Source organism: Kitasatospora sp. NPDC041917, from assembly GCF_055589745.1.
Window position 1 is genome coordinate 18,471 of the sequence record NZ_JBVJBI010000050.1, and the last position, 18,555, is coordinate 37,025.

Sequence of the window (18,555 nt, forward strand, 5' to 3'; positions counted from 1 at the left end):
GGACCCCCGACACCGGCGACTGGCGACCAGCCCGTCTCCGGATTCGTGCGGTCCCGCCGGGTTCGGCCGTGCCCTCGCACAAGCCGACCAAGAGAAAAGGAACGGATGTATCCCTCCGACACGGGCGCCCCGCCCGGAGCGAAAAAGCGTCGCTCCGAGGCGATAACACGCCCTCTGCTCCGTAGAGCCGCGCCCATCGCCGCGACGGCGCTGATCGCCGCCGTCGTACAGGTCCCGGTCATCGCGGCAGCGGCCGACGGCGAGTTCAAGCTCCCGTCCGTCCAGCACATCGAGTCGGTCCCGTTGTCCCGCGTCATGGCAGACCGCCCGGACACGGGGGCCGCCCAGCCCCCGACGGCACCGCCGGCCTCGGCATGGCCCAAGCCGGGCAGGACCGAGATCGACCTTCCGGCGGTCTCGGCGCAGCAGCCGTCGTCCCCGGCGCAGGCCCCCGGTCTGCCGCTGACCGTCTCGTCCGTCGGGCCGACCCCGGCGGCGGGTGAGCCGTCCAAGGTCCGGGTGGGCCTGTCCGACCGCGCCGCCGCGGCCACCGTGGGCCTCGACGGGCTCCTGGTCAACCTGGAGCCGGTGGCGGGCAGCGCCACACCGGACAAGGCGCGTGTCCAGCTGGACTACAAGGCCTTCCGCGAGTCCTTCGGGGCCGACTGGGGTTCGCGTCTGACCTTCGTGCAGCTGCCGGCGTGTGCGCTGACGACGCCGGACCAGCCGCAGTGCCGCACGGCCACGCCGCTGGCGGCGTCGAACGACACCAAGGCGGGGACCCTGACGGCGGAGGTCGCGGTGTCCGCACCCGCCGGCCAGGTCTCCGCGGACGGTCAGGCTTCCTCCGGCGCTACGGTCAAGGCGTCCTTCACCCAGGCCTCCGAGGCGTCGGCCGCCGCAGCGACAGTGCTGGCCGCCACGGCCGAGGCCTCGGGCCCGGAAGGCGACTACAAGGCGACCTCGCTCTCCCCGTCCAGCACCTGGTCGGTGAGCGGCAACACCGGATCCTTCGCCTGGTCCTACCCCATCCAGGTACCCCCGGTGCCCGGCGGCATGGCCCCCAAGATCGCCCTCGGCTACACCTCGGCGGCCATCGACGGGCGCACCGCCTCCACCAACAACCAGTCCTCCTGGATCGGCGACGGCTGGGACTACAACCCCGGCTTCATCGAACGCAACTACACCCCGTGCGTGGGAGACACCGGCCCGGGCAGCAACGCCCCGGCCACCAGCGGTGACCTGTGCTGGAAGTCCGACAACGCCACGATCTCGCTCAACGGCAACGCCTCCGCGCTGGTGCGCGACGACGCCAGCGGCACGTGGAAGCTGTCCAACGACGACGGCTCGCGCGTCGAGAAGCTCAACGGCAACACGACGGACACCGCCAACGGCGACACCGACAACGAGTACTGGAAGGTCACCACGACCGACGGCACCCAGTACCTCTTCGGCAAGAACCGCCTGCCCGGATGGACGACGGGCAAGCCCGAGACCGGCTCGGCCCTGACCGTGCCCGTCTTCGGCAACCAGCCCGGCGAGCCCGGCTACGCCCCGGCGTTCAAGGACTCCTCGCGCGACCGTGCCTGGCGCTGGCAGCTCGACTACGTCGTCGACCCGCACGGCAACGCGGTCGCGTACTTCTACGACCAGGAGAAGAACGCCTACGCCAAGAACATCGGCGCCGCCACCGGCACCCCCAAGGCCGACGCGCTCTACACCCGTGCCGTCACACTGAACCACATCGAGTACGGGCACCGCGCCGGCCAGATCTACAACGCTCCTCCCGCGGGCAAGGTCACCTTCTCCACCGCGGACCGGTGCGTGGCGACCGACTGCTCCTTCACCAAGGCCAACGCCGCCAACTGGTACGACACCCCGGTCGACCAGTCCTGCGACAAGGACCAGGACTGCCGCAACGGCGCCCCGACCTTCTGGTCCAAGAAGCGCGTGACAGGTATCAGCACGCAGGCCCTGCAGAGCAACGGCAGCTACCGGGACATCGACGCCTGGAGCCTGGACCAGGACTTCCCCGCCACCGGTGACAGTGGTGGCCGGGCGCTGTGGCTGAAGACCATCACCCGCACCGCCAAGGCCGGCGCCGCGCAGACGCTCCAGCCCGTGACCTTCGGCGGGGACCTGCGCCCCAACCGGGTCGACTCGGCCGAGGGCCGCCCGCCGATGAACCGGTACCGGGTCAACCGGATCACCTCCGAGACCGGCTCCAACACCGACGTCAAGTACACCGACATCGACTGCGTCGCCGGTGCACTGCCCGCCCCGGACAGCAACACCAGACGCTGCTACCCGTCCTGGTGGACACCCGAGGGCGCGGTCGACCCGGTCCTCGACTGGTTCCACAAGTACCTCGTGGACACGGTCACCGAGCACGACATGGTCGCCGGTTCGGGATCCCCCGACAAGGTCACCGGCTACGAGTACCTCGACGGGGCCGCCTGGCGGCGCGACAACTCCGAGTTCACCCCGGACAAGGAGCGCACCTGGAACGACTTCCGCGGCTACCAGCGGGTCCGCACCCGCGTCGGCGCCTCCGGCAAGAGCCTGACCGAGACCGTCTACTTCCGCGGCATGGACGGCGACACCCTCGCCAACGGCCAACCCCGCCCCGTCAGCCCGCTCCAAGGCGTCAAGGACAGCAACGAACTCGCCGGCTACGTCCGTGAGAGCACCGTCTACGACAAGGACGGCGGCAAGCCCCTCACCAGCACGGCGAGCACCCCGTGGGTCCGAGGCACCGCGAGCCGGGCGGCGAAGGCCCTGCCCAGCCAGGACGGCAAGCCCACCGCGACCCCGCCGGGTGAGTCCGGCAGGCCCCAGGCCGCGGTCCTGCCGCCGCTGACCGCCGCGATGGTCCGTACCGAGAGCGAGACCACCAAGGCGTTCCAGCCGGACGGCGGCACCGCCCGAACCACCCGCCTGAGCCGCACCTTCGACGACTACGGTCAGATCAGAACCGTTTCCGACGAGGGCGACACGAACATCTCCGGCGACGAGCAGTGCACCCGCACCGCCTACGTCACCCCGGACACCGCCAACTGGCTCATCGCCTACCCGCAGTCCGTCCAGATCACCAGCACACTCTGCTCGACGAACGCCACAGCGGCGACCGTCACGAGCGAGACCAGGACGGCCTACGACGGCCGGCCCGTGGGGACCGCTCCGGAACCGGGCAAGGGCTACGCCACCACGGTGCAGGCCCTGGACCGCTACGACGGCGCCACCCCGCACTACCTGACGGCCACCACCACCGCGTACGACCAGTACGGGCGGGTGACATCCGTCAAGGGCGCCAACAACGCCGAGACCACGACCTCCTACACCCCCGCGGGCGGCTCCCAGCCGACGCTCGTCCAGTCGACCAACGCCAAGAAGTTCACGACCACCACCGCCTACGACGGCCTGCGAGCCCTCCCGGTGAAGGTCGTCGACGCCAACAACCGCACCATCCACATCGACTACGACGCGATGGGGCGCACCACGGCCGTGTGGAACGCCGGCCGGGACAAGAGCGCCTCACCCAGCGCGGCCTACACGTACACCATCGAGCCGGGCAAGCAGCCCGCCGTCACGACCAGGACCCTGCTGGAAGGCGGCGACTACCGCACCAGCATCGCCCTGTACGACGGCCTCCTGCGCCCGCGCCAGGTCCAGGACGAGGCCCACGGCGGCAGCACCGCCCACAACGGCGGCCGCAACATCACCGACAACTTCTACGACAGCCACGGCCGCGCCTACCGGTCCAACGCGGCGTACCATGCCGACGGTGCCCCGGAAGCGGCGCTGTGGATCGGCCTGGACAACAAGGTCCCGTCCCAGACGGAGACCGAGTTCGACGGCCTCGACCGTCCGACCGCCAGCATCTTCAAGTCCCTGAACGTGGAGAAGTGGCGCACCGTCACGCGCTACGGCCTGAACTGGGTGGCGACGACCCCGCCCGACGGCGGCACTTCCACGCTCACCGTCGCCGACGCCCACGGGCGTCCTTCCGAGGTGCGGCACTACAAGACCGGGAGCCCCGACTACGACGCTCCCGCCTCCGCCTACGAGACGCTGAAGTACACGTACGACTCCGCCGGCAAGCTCGCGAAGCTCGTCGATCCTGCCGGCAACGCCTGGACCTGGGAGTACGACCTGCTCGGCCGTCAGACCAAGACCGTCGACCCGGACAAGGGCACCACCACCAGCGCCTACAACGCCGACGGCACCCTGGCCACCGTCACCGACGCCCGGGGCAAGACGCTCGCGTATGCCTATGACGTCCTCGGCCGCAGGACGGGGATGTTCGACGGCTCCACGAGCGGAACCAAGCTGGCCGAGTGGGCTTTTGACAGCCTGCCCGGCAGCAACGGCCTGGCCACCGGCAGCACCCGCTTCGAGAACGGCAAGGCGTACACCACCGGCATCACCGGGTTCGACGGTGCGGCCCGGCCCACCGGAACCACCGTTACCATCCCGGACAGCGAGGGACTCCTCGCCGGTACCTACACCGCCGTCCAGACCTACACCCCCAACACCGGCCTGGTGGACAACACCACCTACCCGGCCGGTGGCGGACTCCCGCAGGAGACCGTCCGCCGCAACTACACCCCGCTGGGCCTGCCCACCACGGTCAGTGGCGGTGGCCGGGTGTACTCGCTGGGCAACTCCTACTCGCCGCTGGGCCAGCTCCAGCAGAGCGTCACCGGTGACATCGGGTCCAGGGCGGTCCAGACCTACGACTACGAGAACGCCACCCAGCGCCTCGCGCTCGTCCAGACCGACCGGGAGCGCAGCGCACCGCAGACCCTCGACAAGAAGACCTACACCTACAACCCGGCCGGGAGCATCACCCGGGTCCGCGACGCCCGCGACAACGCGGCTGTCACGGACACCCAGTGCTACACGTACGACTTCGCCCAGCGCCTGACCAACGCCTGGTCGGCGACCGACGACTGCGTGGCCAGGCCGACCCCGACCGGCGCCCCGTTCGTCGGCGGAGTGGACCCGTACTGGAGCAACTACACCTACGACGCGGCCGGCAACCGGACCCAGGCGACCGACCGCACCTTCGGTGCCGCCCCCGGTCCGCTGATGGACACCGGCAAGGTGACCTCCGTCGCCATCGCCGGTGACGGCCAGACCACCGCCGTCGCGATCGCCGACGGCCAGGTCCACATCGCCCAGCAGCGCCCCAACGGCACCTGGGCCAACTTCGAGAACCTGCACAGGACCCAGGCAGGTCCACTGCCCGCGCCCGTCGACTACGTCGCGGCGGCCTGGGCCGACAACACCTTGCAGATCATGGCCGTCGCCGGCGGCAGGATCTGGCACACCCTGCGTGGCGCCGACGGCAGATGGGGAGCTTGGGGTGACGTCACCAGCGTCGTCGGCCCCGTCGCCAACCCCAGCCAGCTCTCCCTGTCCGCCACCGCCTCCGGCCTGGAGGTCCTCGCGCTCTCCGACGGCGTGCTCAAGCACACCCTGCGCAAGCCCGACGGCAACTGGTCGACCTGGGGCAACGTCTACGGCGAGACCGGCAGCCTCACCGGTGCCACCCGCGTCACCAGCGCGGCCACCGGCACCGGCCTCGAAGTCATCGTGATCGCGGGCGACAAGCTCTGGCACACCGTCCGCTTCCCGGGCGGCACCTGGCAGAAGTGGGGCGACGTCTACAGCGCCACCGGAGCGCTCGCCTCGCCCACCGGCATCACCGCCACCGCCACCGGCGCCGGCCTCGAAGTCGCCGCCATCGCCGGCGGAAACATCTGGCACACCGTCCGCAAGCCCGACGCCACCTGGGCGAACTGGGGCAACGTCAGCCAGGTCCTCGGCCGGCTCGACCAGCCCACGTCCGCCGCGGTCGTCAGCTCCGGCGGAGACCTGAAGCTCATCACGACCGCCGCAGGATCCCTCAACTACACCAAGCGGGCCTACGCCACCGGCAGCTGGCTGCCCTGGGCGCAGCTCACCCAGATCCCCGAGAACCCGCAGACCGACCAGGCCCAGCGCACCTCCACCTACCCCGCCACCGGCAGCCCCCGACCCCACGCCCTCTCCCGCGTCGACATCACCGGCACCGGCGCCCGGACCGACACCTTCACCTACGACGAGGCCGGCAACACCGTCCGCCGCGTCACCTCCGACGGCGACCAGACCCTCGACTGGGACACCGAGGGCCACCTCGCCAAGTCCACCACCGCGGGCAAGAGCACGACCTTCCTCTACGACGCCCACGGCAATCGCCTCCTGCGCCGCGAACCCGACGCGGTGACCCTCTATCTGGACGGCCAGGAGCTCAAGCTCGACAGGGCCACCAACAAGGTCACCGGCACCCGCTACATCACTGCAGGCCCCGTCACCCTCGTCAAGGCCTCCGACGGCAGCCTCAACTACCTCATCAACGACCAGCAGGGAACCGCCCAACTCACCATCAGCGCCGACAACCTCGACTACACCCGGGGCGACACCACCCCCTTCGGCACCCCCCGAGGCAAGAAACCCGCCTCCTGGCCCACCGAACGAGGCTTCGTCGGCGGCACCAACGACGCCACCACCGGCCTCACCCACCTCGGAGCCCGCGAGTACGACGCGGACAACGGCCGCTTCATCTCGGTGGACCCGGTCCTCGACCCCACCGACCCGCAACAGATCAACGGCTACACCTACAGCAACAACAACCCCGTCAACCTCACCGACCCCAGCGGACTGCGCCCCGAGGGCACCTGCGGCGGCTTCGGCGCCTGCCAGACCCCGACCGGCGAGAAGGTCCAGGAGGTCTGGACCTCGGACCACGGTGTGTGGACCGACACCATCACCAAGACCCGTCCGCCCTACCAGCCCCCGGCGCAGAACACGAGCTCCGGCATCCCCGGCCTCAAGAAGCCGGCGCCGCAACCGGCCCAGCCGGACGACGCCTGCGGGTCGAAGGCGGTCTGCGCCATGGCGGACAAGGTCGACGATGCCATGCGGCTTTGTGCCGAGATCGGTTGCGGGGTCTACAGCGTGACGAACTACCCCCGTAACAACGACAGCTCGCACGACGTCCTCCGTGCGTGGCTGCTCAACGCCTGGGACAACCCCGACGTGGTGAACTTCGGTGCGGGTGACCCGCTGCTGATGGACCTTGCCAAGACGGACGAGGTTCAGGTTCTTATGGAGATGCTGCTCACGAACTACAAGGAGAAGGGGGTCAAGGCGATCGGCGAGCCTCTCAGGAACCAGTATGAGGACAATGGCCCCCTGGGCACTGCCTGGTTCGGCGTCCCCGCCGACGTCCTCGGCTCTCTGACCAACGGGGCGATCGGCGCCGACGAAGCCAAAGCAGTCATCGGATCGTTCGTCGTGCACGGCACGATTGACAGCGTTCAATCGGCGAGGGACGGATATCAGGTGGTGAACATGCACTTCACGGTCGACAACAACTGGAACTGGAACTCGGCGACCAAGATGCGGCCGGCCGACTGGTACCCGACGATCCCGACCCCATCCGGCGTGGGGTGGACGCCCGGTAAGCCGATAGACGGGCACTTCGAGTGGGGATTTCGGAGCTTCGTCGGCCCGAGCGGGGGCTGACCTTTCACCGGACCGGTCTCGGTTGTCGAGGCTCCTCGGCAGCTGGGGCCGGTCGCATGCAGCGCGGTTCAAAGGGAGACCGCACAGCCACTCCGGGCACGTGTGAACGGATCCCGCCGAGAATATATTGAACGCGTTCAAATATCATGGCAGGCTGGCCTCGAGCTTGTACTGGGCTGTCGCTGCGGACCGCAGTTTGATCGGCTCATGAGGTGGCACTGTCAAGCCGATGCAGTGGGGAAGAACATGGATACAGCGTACGAGGGCCCGGTCGGAGTAACTTGCGGAGGGCAACCGTCGCCGCTGGAAGGCAACGGGGAGCGCCGGTCGGTGCACCGTCCCACCAAGTCCTTCGGGCGGATGGCGGTGCTACTGGGGTGCCTGGTTCTCGCGTGTACGTCCTGCGCCGACGCGGGCGGTGAAGCGGCCGTGATCAAGCAGGCGGAGCTGGTCGGGGACTGGAGTAACGCGGCCGGCGCCAAGATGCACGTCTCGGGCGACCACGGTCTGACGGCAAGCGGCATCAGCCATGCGGTGGCGGGCTACAAATGCTCGACAAGTGTGTCGGCCGGTAAGTGGCAGTTCTGGGTGCGATACGGATCGCACAGCCTGACGGCTTCGGACTCGGCAACCGAGGGCGAGTCGTTCACGGTGGCGGCGAACACCAGCGAGAACCGGTGCGACTTCGAAGCTCGGGTCCAGCGCGACGACCGAGGCCTCAACATCTGTCTCGTCCTGGACCCGGACGAGACATGCACAGCCGAGCGACTGCTCCGCAAGGACTCCACGAAAACCCAATGAGCGGCGCTGACGCAACCCGGACCCGAGCCCGCCCCTCCAGGGCGGTGCAGCCAAGCTCGAGACCTTGTTCCGGGGGGCACCGGACGGACCTGTGACGGTCCACCACCTGGCCAGTCCGAGAGACACCCTGCTGCACATCATGGTCCCGCCCGCGCGGAGTTGGAGCCGGTTGCCGGCCGCGGCGGAGCGGGTGGGGCGCCGAGGCCTGCGGCCGGCGATAACGGCGGCCGGGGTCAGGGGCGGGGGTGCAGTGCCAGGTGGTCTCGTGGTGGGCCTGTTGTCCGTCGTCGGTGACCTGATGCATTCTGCGGGCGGCGGGGACCGGGTCATGGCCGACGGTGACGTTGTTCCCGGCGTCGGCGGGTCCGTGGAAGCCGGCGCCGCCGATGGCGAGTGCGGTCTCGCGCGGGCGGATCTCGTAGGCGCCGTACGGGCCCGGGCCTCCGGGCTGCGCGCACAGGTCGAGGAAGCGGCGGGCGCCGGCTGGCCCCGGGCCGGCGGGGTCGGATGCGGCGGTGGTGTGCCGGGCCGGTGCCGCGGCGACCGGGCGCGGGACCGGCCGTGCCGTCACCGGGGGCTCGCGTGCCCGGGGGTGCGGGCCCGGCGGTGTCGTCGACCGGGTCCGCCGTCGTGGCAGGGCGTTCCGCCGCCGCGTACCCGGCTTTCCCCGGTCCGGCCCCGCCCCGTCCGGCAGCCCGGTCGCCCGCGCGGGGCCGGGGCGACCGGTGACGCCCCGTCACCCCCGCCCCCGCCCCCACCCCTGCCCCGTCCCCACCCCCACCCTTGCCCCGTCCCCACCCCCACCCCTGCCCCGTCCCGGCCCCACCCCTGCCCCGTCCCGGGCGCGGGCGCGGGGGTCAGGCGTCCCCGGTCCCGGGGACGGTGAAGGGCACCCCGGTCAGTTCCTGCGACACCTCCCACAGTCGCCGTCCCACCGCCTCGTCCTGCGCGCGGGGCGCCGGCGAGGTGAGCGCGGGCGTTCCGCGCAGTTCGCCGAGGCCGCTCGGCCCGTACAGTTCCCCGCCGCGCACCTGCGGCGCGGTCGCCGCGTGCAGCTGGGCCAGCGCCCCGCGGGCGGGGGACTGCGCGAGCGGGCGCAGCAGGTGTCCGAACAGCAGCCGCACCCCGGTGACGGTGCCGGCGCGGGGCAGGGCGGTGGCGGCGTAGCCGGGGTGGGCGAGCACGCTGCGCACGGGGCTGCGGGCGGCGTTCAGGCGGCGGTGCAGTTCGAGGGCGAAGACGGCGTTGGCGAGTTTGGACTGGTTGTAGTGGCCCATGGGGGAGTAGGCGTGTTCGCCGTTCAGGTCGTCGAAGTCGATGCGGGCGCGGCGGTGGTTGGCGGAGGTGACGGTGACCACGCGGGGGTCGCGGCCGCGGGCGAGCAGGTCGATGAGGTGGGCGGTGAGGGCGAAGTGGCCGAGGTGGTTGACGGCGAGCTGGAGTTCGTGGCCGTGGGGGGTGAGGGTGCGCGGGGGTGCCATGACGCCGGCGTTGTTGACCAGGACGTCGGGGTGCACGCCGTCCTCGCGCAGGCGCTGGGCGAAGGCGTGCACGCTGTCGGGGTCGGCGAGGTCCAGGCGGCGTACGTCCAGGCGGGCGCCGCTCTGTTCGGCGCGCAGGTGGGCGGTGGCGCGGTGGCCTTTGGCCTCGTCGCGTACGGCGAGGACGACGTGGGCGCCGCGGCGGGCGAGGGCGGTGGTGGTGGCCAGGCCCAGGCCGCCGGCGGCGCCGGTGACGACGAACACCCGCCCGCTGAGGTCCGGGGCGGGGTCGGGGGTCCGGTTGCTCGGTGTCATACGGCTCACGCTGCCCTGCATGTCACCAAGTGTCAAGACTGACGTTCGATGACGTGAGTGGCGTGGGGGCTAGGATGGGGCGGTGACCTCCCGACCCGCCGCCACCCTGGCCCAGCGCAAGCGCCAGCTCGTCGCCGACGAGCTGACCCGCGCGGCCCTGGACCTGCTGGCCGGCGGCGGGTTCGACGCCGTCACGGTGGACGAGATCGCCACCGCCGCGGGGGTGTCCAAGCGCACCTTCTTCCGCTACTTCGCGTCCAAGGAGGACGTGGTCGTCCAGTTCCTGGCCGCGCTCGGCACCGCCATGCGCGAGGAACTGGCCGCCCGCCCGGCCGAGGAGACGCCCTCGGTCGCGCTGCGGCACGCGGTGTGGCGCTGCGTGGAGGACTGCGCCGGGCACGAGGAACGCGCCCGCAGGGTGGTGCGACTGATCCTCACCACCCCCGCCCTGCTCGCCCGCTTCCTGGAACGCCAGGCGCAGTGGCGCGACGAGCTCGCCGCGCAGCTCGCCGGGCGCCTGGGCCTGGACGCCGCGCGCGAGCTGTACCCGCGGCTGGCCGCGGACATGGCACTGGCGGCCTTCCACACCGTCCTGCAGCGCTGGAGCACCGCCGACGACGGCGACGCCGCCGGCAACGGTGAGGGCGCCGGCAACGGTGAGGGCGCGGGCGGGGACGGCGGCGGGGTGGACGTCGCGGTGCTGACGGAGAACTGTTTCGCCGTCATCGCCCCGGCCCTGGACGCCGTCGTGCGCACCCCCGCCCCCGGCGGGGCCCCCGCCACGGCCTGAGCCCGCCACGCCCCGGGCCCGGGCAGGGCCCGGGGGAGGGACCGGGCGGGGCCCGGGGGGACGGACCGGGTGGGAAGGGAGGCGCGGCGGCGCGGGAACCCCCTACGATGCGGGGCATGGAGACCACGGCGGAACTCGTCCACCTGGAGCGGACGCTGGTCGACTTCGGGGACTTCGGCTTCGAGGGGAACCGGCACGCCTTCCGGTGGGTCGACATCAAGCGCTTCGGGCCGGTCGCCGGGGCGCACGACCGGGACGTGCTGGCCGCGCTGATCGCGCACCCGCAGTTCCGGGACACCTACGACGGGGCCGGGGCCCGGGACTGGCCGCGGCACGGGCAGTGGTGGGTGGAGCGGATCACGCCCGACAACTACGCGCCCGTGCCGGCGCAGGCGGCGGTCGACCTCGTCGAGGCCTGGACGCTGCAGCACGGCCCGGTGCCGCCGGCGCTGCTCGCGCGGCTGGAGCGGGAGGTCCACGCCCCCGCCCGCCGGGCCCACGCCCGCTACCTGCTCGTGCACCCTCCCGAGGACGCCCGCCACGACTACGGCCCCGTCCACACCGACTTCCACGAGCTCGTCCTCGTCGACCGCGCCACGGACACCGTCACCCTCCTGGTCGCCGCCGACGACTGACCGCCCCGGACGGCCCCCGCGCCCCGCGCCCGGCCCCCCGCCCCCGGCCCCCGGCGCCCGGCGCGCGTCGTCCGGCGCCCCCGGCGCCCGGCGCCCGGCGCCCGGAAAGGCGCTCGCCCCGCGGCGTCCGCAGGGGATCCGCGGGCGCGACGGGGCGAGGGGCGCCGGTCCGTCACCGCGAGGGCGCGGCCAACGGCCCGGCGGGCCGGGTCAGTTGAGGACCAGGATGTCGGTGCGCATCGTCAGCGGACTGTTCCAGCCGATACTGATCTTGAAGGTCACCACCCCGTTGCCGGGGGCGATGCTCGACACCTGGAAGGGCGCGGCACCGACGAACCGGTTCCCGTTGGAATCGGTCTCGGAGGCCGTGATGACCACCGTCGAGTCGATCCCGATCACGTTCCACGGGATCTGCAGGTTGAACGTCCCGTTGCCCGGGCCCCACATCACCCAGCCCCGCCACACGGCACCGACGTTGCCGCCGACGTCTGCGAGGTGCTGCTCCCCGCCGGCGGACTGCAGGCCGCCCGTGATCTGCGGGACCTGGGAGGCGGTGGGTTCGCTTGCGGCCATGGCGGCTCTCCTCGCGCCGGGAGAGCCCCCCACGAGCCCTCCGGATACCCAGAGTGTCCGCTGCCGCACACAGCGTCACAATCACTCGTGGGGGTGAATCACCGGCGCGCCGCCGCACCACCCGCGCCGCCGCGGCCCGAGGTCGCACGCCACCCGGCGCGCACCCGCCCCGCCCGCCGGCCCCGGCCTCCGGTCCGCCCTGCCGCCGTTCCGGCCCGCCCCGCCCCGCCGTCCCGCCGTCCGGCCCGGGGGGCCCGCCTTGACACCTCAAGGTCGTATCCAGAATATTAGATGCGTCCGGCGAGGGGCCGGGCGACGGGAAGGAGGGCGTGCGGTGGAGCTGGATCCGCTGGCCGTGCACAAGGCGCTCGCCAACCCGGCGCGCGCGGACTTCCTGCGCTGGCTCAAGACGCCCGAGCGCTACTTCGACGAGCCGTACTACCGCGAGCGCGGCGTCGGCTTCCACATCGGCGTGTGCGTCACCGACATCCAGGAGCGCTCGGGGCTGGCCCAGTCGGTGGTCTCCGGCTACCTCCAGATCCTGCGCGAGGCCGGACTGCTGGTGTCCGAGCGCGTCGGCAAGTGGACCTTCTACCGGCGCAACGAGGAGGCCATCGCCGCCTTCGCCGCCTACGTGCGCGACGAACTCTGACACCCACGCACAACACCCACGCACCCACGCGTACGTGCGCGCACATGCCCGCGCACGCGCGCGGACGTGCGCACCGCACTCCCCTCCGTGCGGGGGCGCCCGGCCGGCGCCCCCTTTTCTTCGGCCCTTACGCATCCAACTATCTAGATTTGTGTATCCATTGGAGGCTGTCGTGCACCGCACCGCTCCCGCCCGAAACGCCCTGGCCGTCCCGGTCCTGGCCCTGGGCGTGTTCGGCATCATCACCACCGAGATGGGCGTCGTCGGCGTCCTGCCCGCCCTGGCCGAACGCCTGCACGTGGCCCCCGCCACCGCCGGATGGCTCGTCGGCGCCTTCGCCCTCACCGTCGCCGCCACCGGCCCCGCCGGCGTCCTGCTCGCCTCGCGCCTGCGCCGAAAGACCGTGCTGGCCACGGCACTTGCCGTCTTCGCCGGCTCCAACGCGCTCTACGCGCTCAGCGACTCCTTCCCCCTCGTCCTCGCCCTGCGGATCCTGCCCGCCCTGTTCCACCCCGTCTTCTTCGCCCTCGCCCTCACCGCCGCCACCCGCCTCGCCGCGCCCGGAAAAGCCGCACGCGCCGCCACCACCGTCTTCGCCGGCGTCAGCGCCGGCTTCGCGTTCGGCGTCCCCCTCACCTCCTACCTCGCCGACCACCTCTCCCTGCCCGCCGCGTTCTGGAGCGCCGCCGCCCTCAACCTGATCGCCTGCGCCGGCGTCCTCGCCTTCTTCCCCGACCTGCCCGACACCCAACGCCCCACCTACGCCGGCCAGCTGCGCATCCTGCGCCGGGGCCGGCTGTGGCTGGCCGTCGCCGCCGTCACCCTGGTGTTCGCCGCGATGTTCAGCGGCTACGGCTACATCGCCGAATACCTCCAGAACGTCACCGGCCTCGACACCTCCCTCACCGGCCCCGCCCTGATGGCCTTCGGCGTCGTCATGACCGCCGGCAACCTCGCCTTCGGCCGCCTGCTGGAACGCGCCCCCCTGCGCACCGTCACCGCCTACCCGATCCTCTACCTCGCCCTCTACCTCCTCCTCGACGCCGTCGGCCCCCACCCCGCCCCCATGCTCGCCACCGTCCTGCTCTGGGGCGCCGTCCACTCCGGCGGCCTGGCCGTGACCCAGGCCTGGCTCGCCCGCGACGCCACCGACGCCCCCGAGTTCGGCAACAGCCTCTTCATCTCCTTCTCCAACCTCGGCATCACCCTGGGCACCACCCTCGGCGGAGCCGTCGTCACCACCGCCGGCCCCCGCCACCTGCCCCTGGCCGGCGCCGCCCTCGCCGCGGCCGCCCTCACCGCCGTCCTCCTGCGCCGCCGCCTCGACCCCGGCCAGAACCGCCAGAACCGCCAGGACCGCCAGGACCGCCAGGACCGGTCGGAGCGGTCGAACCGGGCACACCCCGCCCCGGCCCCCTGACCCGCACCCGCCCCGGCCCCGGAAACCACCGGCCGCACGCGCCGCGCCCTCGGCCCGACCCCCTGGCCTGCCGTCAGCCCCAGCCCCAGCCCCAGCCCCAGCCCCAGCCCCAGCCCCAGCCCCAGCCCCGGTCCCGGTCCCGGTCCGGCCCCCGGAGACCACCGGCCACGCGCTGCGCCCCGCCGATTCCGTGCGGGGCGCGGCGCGTGCGGGCTCCCGGCGTGCGGCCCCTCGGGGAGGGTGGGGCGTGGGGCGTGGGGTGTGGGGCGTGGGTCTGCGGGTCCTGCGGGACGCCACGCCCTTCTGTCCGGTCGCGGTATCGCGTGCGCCGTTGGCGAGCGCGTGGAGGAGGCCCGGTGGCGGCCCCGCCCCGGGGGGCCGGGCGTCGGCCGGACGCCCGTGTCCGGCCGCCGCGCCCGCCACCCGGTCCAGCACGGTGCGGTGGGCCGTGGCCGAACGCTGCTCTGCTTCGACCCGGTTCGGGCGGCGGCATGGGTTCGGCCGCCGGGTTCGACGGGACCGGGGAGTCCCGCCGGGCCGCCGTCGCCGTCGCCGTTGCCCTCGATCCCGTTCCGGGCCCGGCCTTTGACAACGATTCCCCCGTGCGGCGTCGTCGTCGGCGCCGAGGGCGGTGGGAGGACCGATGCCGCGGGTGTGCCCCGGCGGCGGGGGTGTCGACCGGGCCGGCGGGGCCGGCGCCGAGGGCGGTCGCACGACGGGTGCCGCCGCTGCCGGGCCGATCGTGATCGTGGCGCCTTCCGCGGGCGCCACCGTGCTCTTCGTCGGGCAGGGTGCCGGAGCGTGCCCCGGCACCTGGGTCCGCCCGTGGTCCGGGAACGGCTTCGTCGGCGCGGGCAGCGGCCGCACGTACGGGGGCGTCGCCTGCGACCGGAACACCGGCGACACGGGGGGAAGCCGCGGCGCGGCGCGGCGGGGCGCTGCGGACGCGGACGCGGGGCGTCACCTCGTCGGTGACGGACGCACCGGCAGCGGCGTCCGCTTCCACGGGCACGACGACTGCGGCGGCGCGCGGTTCGGGACCGGCCCCCGGGGGAGGCGGCCCTGCGTGCCGTCGTGGACCAACGGGAGGATCACCTTCCCCGCGCCGCCCCGCCCGGTCTCCCTGCCGCGCCCCCGTCCGTCCGTGCGGGGGGCGGCACTTCGCCGTGCCCGGGCGCGGCCCCCGGGCCGCCCGGCCGAGGGGTGGCCGAGGGGTGGCCGAGGGGTGGTCAGCCGGTGGCGCGGGTCCGGGCGGTGGTGACGGCGTCGCCGTGGTCGGCGGCCCAGGCGCCGAGGGCGGTGAGGGGGGTGAGCAGGGTGCGGCCCAGGGGTGTGAGGGCGTAGTCGACGTGCGGGGGAGTGCCGGGGCGGGGGAGGCGTTCGACGAGGCCGGCGTCGCACAGGCGGTGCAGGCACTGGTTGAGGACCTTGGGGCTGATGCCGCCGATGCGCCGCACCAGTTGGTGCGGGCGCACCGGGCCGTGGCGCAGCGCCCACAGGACGACCGGGTCCCAGGTGTGGGCGAGCAGGTCGAAGGCGAGGCGGGCGGGGCAGTCGGCGAGAAGTTCCTGGTGGTCGGTCATGTACCGGATGGTGCCCGATCCGGCGCCTACTGTCGTGGCGAGGGCCGTACGGGCCGCAGGGGACAGGGGAGTTGTGGCATGAGGATCGGGATCGTCGGTACCGGGGCGATGGCGCGGGCGCTGGGCGGCGCGTGGGTGCGGGCCGGGCACGAGGTGCTGGTGGGCGGGCGCGACGCGGGCCGGGCGGCCGGTGCCCGGTGGGGCGGGGTCGGGCAGGCGGTGGCGCACGGGCGGGACGCGGTGCTGCTGGCCCTCCCGCACCGGGCCGCGCCCGCCGTGGCCGGCGCGCACGCGCGGGCGCTGGCGGGGCGCACCGTGGTGGACTGCTCCAACCCGGTGGCCGAGGGGTTCGCCCTGGCCACCGGACGGGGGCCCTCGGCGGCCGAGCGGATCGCGGCCGCCGCCCCCGGGGCGCGGGTGGTCAAGGCGTTCAACCTCTGCCACGCGAGCGTGTGGGACCTGCGCCCGCCGGTCTTCGACGGGCGGGCGCTGGCGGTGCCGCTGTGCGGGGACGACGATCGGGCGCTGGCCACCGTCGCGGCCCTGGTCCGGGACACGGGCTGCGAGCCGCTGACGGCCGGGCCGCTGGAGCGCGCCCACCTGCTGGAGGCGGCGGCGGCGCTGCTGATCGGCCTGTGGGTGGGCCAGGGCGCCGACGCCCAGGCCATCGCCCCGCCGCTCGCCCACGCCGGCCCCCACGGCGCCCCCCACGCCTGACCGCCGCCCACGCCTGCCGCCCCGCCCACGCACCCGCCCGGGCCCGCCGCGGCCCCGCCCACGCACCCGCCCGGGCCCGCCGCGGCCCCGCCCCCGCACCCGCCCGGGCCCGCCGCGGCCCGAACCGCCCGGGCCCCCTCAGGCGTAGCGGTCGAACAGGCCCTGCAGGTAGTCCTCCAGGCGCCCGGTCAGCACGGCGGGTGTCAGGTCGGTGCGGCCCAGTTCCCGCCAGGGCTCGGCGACCTTCTGCGCGTCGGGGGCGAAGGCGAGGGCGTCCAGCAGCCGCCAGTACAGGTGCGCGCGGCCCTCGGCGAGGTCGCGGCCGCCGGCGGCGGTGTAGCGGTCGGCGAAGGCCAGGCCCGCCCCGGGGCCGTGCAGCAGGGCCAGGGCGGTGGCGCAGTGGGCGACGTCCAGGTCGGCCGGGCCCCAGGAGGTCTCCACCCAGTCGACGACCCCGGCGACCGCGAGGCCGGTGCCCGTGCCGGTGAACAGCACGTTGCCGGGGTGGAAGTCGCGGTGCAGGAAGCAGGCGTGGTGCGCGGGCGCCTCGCCGCCGATCACCTCCACCGCCCGCTCCCACAGGCCGGTACGGGCGGTGCCCACGGGCACGGCGACCCGGTCGGGGGCCGTCCACGCCTGCCAGGCGCGCGGCCGTTCCCGCTCGCCGACCGCCAGGGCGTGCACGGCGGCCAGCTGGGCCGCCAGCAGGTCGGCGCGGGCGGGCGCGTCGCCGTCCTGGGTCAGGCGCACGCTGCCGGGCAGGTGGGTCATCACCAGCGACGGGTGCTCGCACACCGCCCCCGCCGCGTCCACCGCGACCAGCCGCGCCGCCGGGATGCCGCTGCCCTCCAGCAGGCGCAGCACGGCGGCCTCGCGGGCCAGCAGCCCCGGGGCGTGGCGGCGGTAGAACGGCTTGACGAAGGAGCGCAGCACCAGCGCGTACGGGGCCGCGCCGCCGGGGCGTTCGACGTCCAGGCGGCGCATCCGCGAGGTCCAGCCGCCCTTGAGCGCGGTCACCGCGGTGACGCGTTCACCGGGCCCGAGGTGCCCCTGGACCCACCGGCGCGTGCCGTCCCGTCCCCGCCCGGGGTCGTCGCTGTCGATCATGGGCGGCAAGCCTACGCCCCGCCCCCGCCCGCCCCGCCCCACGGGGGGCCGCAGCCGACCGACGGACGCTCAACTCCCGTACCGTCGCCGACCGGCCCGCCCTCACACCCCCGGCCCCGCGCACACCCCGCCCCCCTGCCCGGCCTCCGCGTCCGCGGCCGCCACCACCGCCGCCAGCAGCCCCGGGAACCGCCGCTCCAGCTCCTCGCTGCGCAGCGCGTTCATCTTGGTGGTGCCCACGTAGTACTGGCGCAGCAGCCCCGCCTCGCGCAGCACACCGAAGTGGTGGCTGGAGGTCGAACGCCCCACCGGCAGGTCGAAGGAACCGCAGCTCAGATCGGCTCCCGAGTGCGCGAGCGTGCGCACCACCGTCCTGCGGGCCGGATCAGCGAGCGCCTCCAGCACCTGCTGGACGCTCACGTCCTCCACACCAGGGTGCACGATCACCCGCGCCGCCACGCGTGCCCGTCCCACACCCACCACCCCTTCCCAACACTCGACCCCCGTCCGTTCGATGGCCAAAGACCGCGCCGTGTGCGCGACTTCACGTACACGACGCTACTATGCCCGACCCGGCCGCCACGCTCACCGCAACAGCCGCGCAACACGCCCCCGGGCCCGGGCGACCGGGCGCCGCGACCGCACAACGGCCGCCGCGCCGCCCGGACACGGCGCCGGCACGAGAGGCACCGGCGACGGGCATCGCCGCAGGCCCCCGCCCCCGGGATGCCGGCGGGGCACGGCGGAGTGCGACCGGCCGCGACCGGGCGGCACGCGCGCGCCCCGCCGGACGGGGGGACCGGCGGGGCGGCGGAACACGGCGGACACGGCGCACGGGCCGGGCGCGCCGCACGGGCCGGACGGCGGCGGACGGCGCCGGGCGGCGGCGGGAAAAGGAGGGGAGGGACG

12 protein-coding genes are annotated in these 18,555 nt (G+C 73.8%); 7 read left to right on the top strand and 5 right to left on the bottom strand.

The features are described from left to right. The first annotated feature begins 315 nt into the window (after window positions 1-315). Window positions 316-7,572, top strand: a complete 7,257-nt coding sequence (locus ACZ6EM_RS35515; RefSeq protein WP_465774215.1) for an RHS repeat domain-containing protein — start codon at window positions 316-318, stop codon at window positions 7,570-7,572. Between the two features lie 429 nt (window positions 7,573-8,001). After that, window positions 8,002-8,373, top strand: coding sequence for a hypothetical protein (locus tag ACZ6EM_RS35520; protein WP_465774216.1), 372 nt, complete (start codon window positions 8,002-8,004; stop codon window positions 8,371-8,373). A gap of 857 nt (window positions 8,374-9,230) precedes the next feature. Here ACZ6EM_RS35520 and ACZ6EM_RS35525 read toward each other — a convergent pair. Further along, window positions 9,231-10,169 (bottom strand): oxidoreductase, encoded by a 939-nt coding sequence (locus ACZ6EM_RS35525; protein WP_452178960.1) that lies wholly within the window; start codon window positions 10,167-10,169, stop codon window positions 9,231-9,233. An 82-nt stretch (window positions 10,170-10,251) separates the two neighbouring features. Between ACZ6EM_RS35525 and ACZ6EM_RS35530 the strand changes: the two genes are divergently transcribed. After that, a complete protein-coding gene (locus ACZ6EM_RS35530) occupies window positions 10,252-10,959 on the top strand; it encodes a TetR family transcriptional regulator (protein WP_452178961.1) in 708 nt (235 codons plus the stop codon). Between the two features lie 116 nt (window positions 10,960-11,075). Next, complete coding sequence (locus tag ACZ6EM_RS35535) at window positions 11,076-11,594, top strand: hypothetical protein (RefSeq protein ID WP_465774217.1); 519 nt, start codon at window positions 11,076-11,078, stop codon at window positions 11,592-11,594. A 210-nt stretch (window positions 11,595-11,804) separates the two neighbouring features. Here ACZ6EM_RS35535 and ACZ6EM_RS35540 read toward each other — a convergent pair whose 3' ends face one another. After that, window positions 11,805-12,167 carry a hypothetical protein gene (locus ACZ6EM_RS35540; RefSeq protein WP_401054984.1) on the bottom strand — a complete coding sequence of 121 codons (363 nt, stop codon included), beginning with the start codon at window positions 12,165-12,167 and terminating at the stop codon, window positions 11,805-11,807. Window positions 12,168-12,501: 334 nt separating this feature from the next. On the opposite strand from ACZ6EM_RS35540, the gene ACZ6EM_RS35545 reads away from it, so the two are divergent. Together ACZ6EM_RS35545 and ACZ6EM_RS35550 are read left to right on the top strand one after the other, a co-directional pair. Next, window positions 12,502-12,819: an ArsR/SmtB family transcription factor gene (locus ACZ6EM_RS35545; protein WP_465774218.1), complete on the top strand. Its 318-nt coding sequence runs from the start codon at window positions 12,502-12,504 to the stop codon at window positions 12,817-12,819. Between the two features lie 172 nt (window positions 12,820-12,991). After that, window positions 12,992-14,239, top strand: coding sequence for an MFS transporter (locus tag ACZ6EM_RS35550; RefSeq protein ID WP_465774219.1), 1,248 nt, complete (start codon window positions 12,992-12,994; stop codon window positions 14,237-14,239). Between the two features lie 1,229 nt (window positions 14,240-15,468). On the opposite strand, the gene ACZ6EM_RS35555 is transcribed toward ACZ6EM_RS35550, so the two are convergent. Then, window positions 15,469-15,822 (bottom strand): winged helix-turn-helix transcriptional regulator, encoded by a 354-nt coding sequence (locus ACZ6EM_RS35555; RefSeq protein WP_452178963.1) that lies wholly within the window; start codon window positions 15,820-15,822, stop codon window positions 15,469-15,471. Window positions 15,823-15,900: 78 nt separating this feature from the next. On the opposite strand from ACZ6EM_RS35555, the gene ACZ6EM_RS35560 reads away from it, so the two are divergent. Next, on the top strand, window positions 15,901-16,539 hold the full coding sequence (locus ACZ6EM_RS35560; protein ID WP_465774220.1) for an NADPH-dependent F420 reductase: 639 nt from the start codon (window positions 15,901-15,903) through the stop codon (window positions 16,537-16,539). A 138-nt stretch (window positions 16,540-16,677) separates the two neighbouring features. Here the strand turns inward: ACZ6EM_RS35560 and ACZ6EM_RS35565 are convergent, their stop codons facing one another. Both ACZ6EM_RS35565 and ACZ6EM_RS35570 read right to left on the bottom strand, forming a co-directional pair. Further along, window positions 16,678-17,646, bottom strand: a complete 969-nt coding sequence (locus ACZ6EM_RS35565) for a phosphotransferase family protein (protein ID WP_465774221.1) — start codon at window positions 17,644-17,646, stop codon at window positions 16,678-16,680. A 102-nt stretch (window positions 17,647-17,748) separates the two neighbouring features. Beyond that, window positions 17,749-18,120: an ArsR/SmtB family transcription factor gene (locus ACZ6EM_RS35570; protein WP_359911921.1), complete on the bottom strand. Its 372-nt coding sequence runs from the start codon at window positions 18,118-18,120 to the stop codon at window positions 17,749-17,751. Window positions 18,121-18,555: the final 435 nt, after the last annotated feature.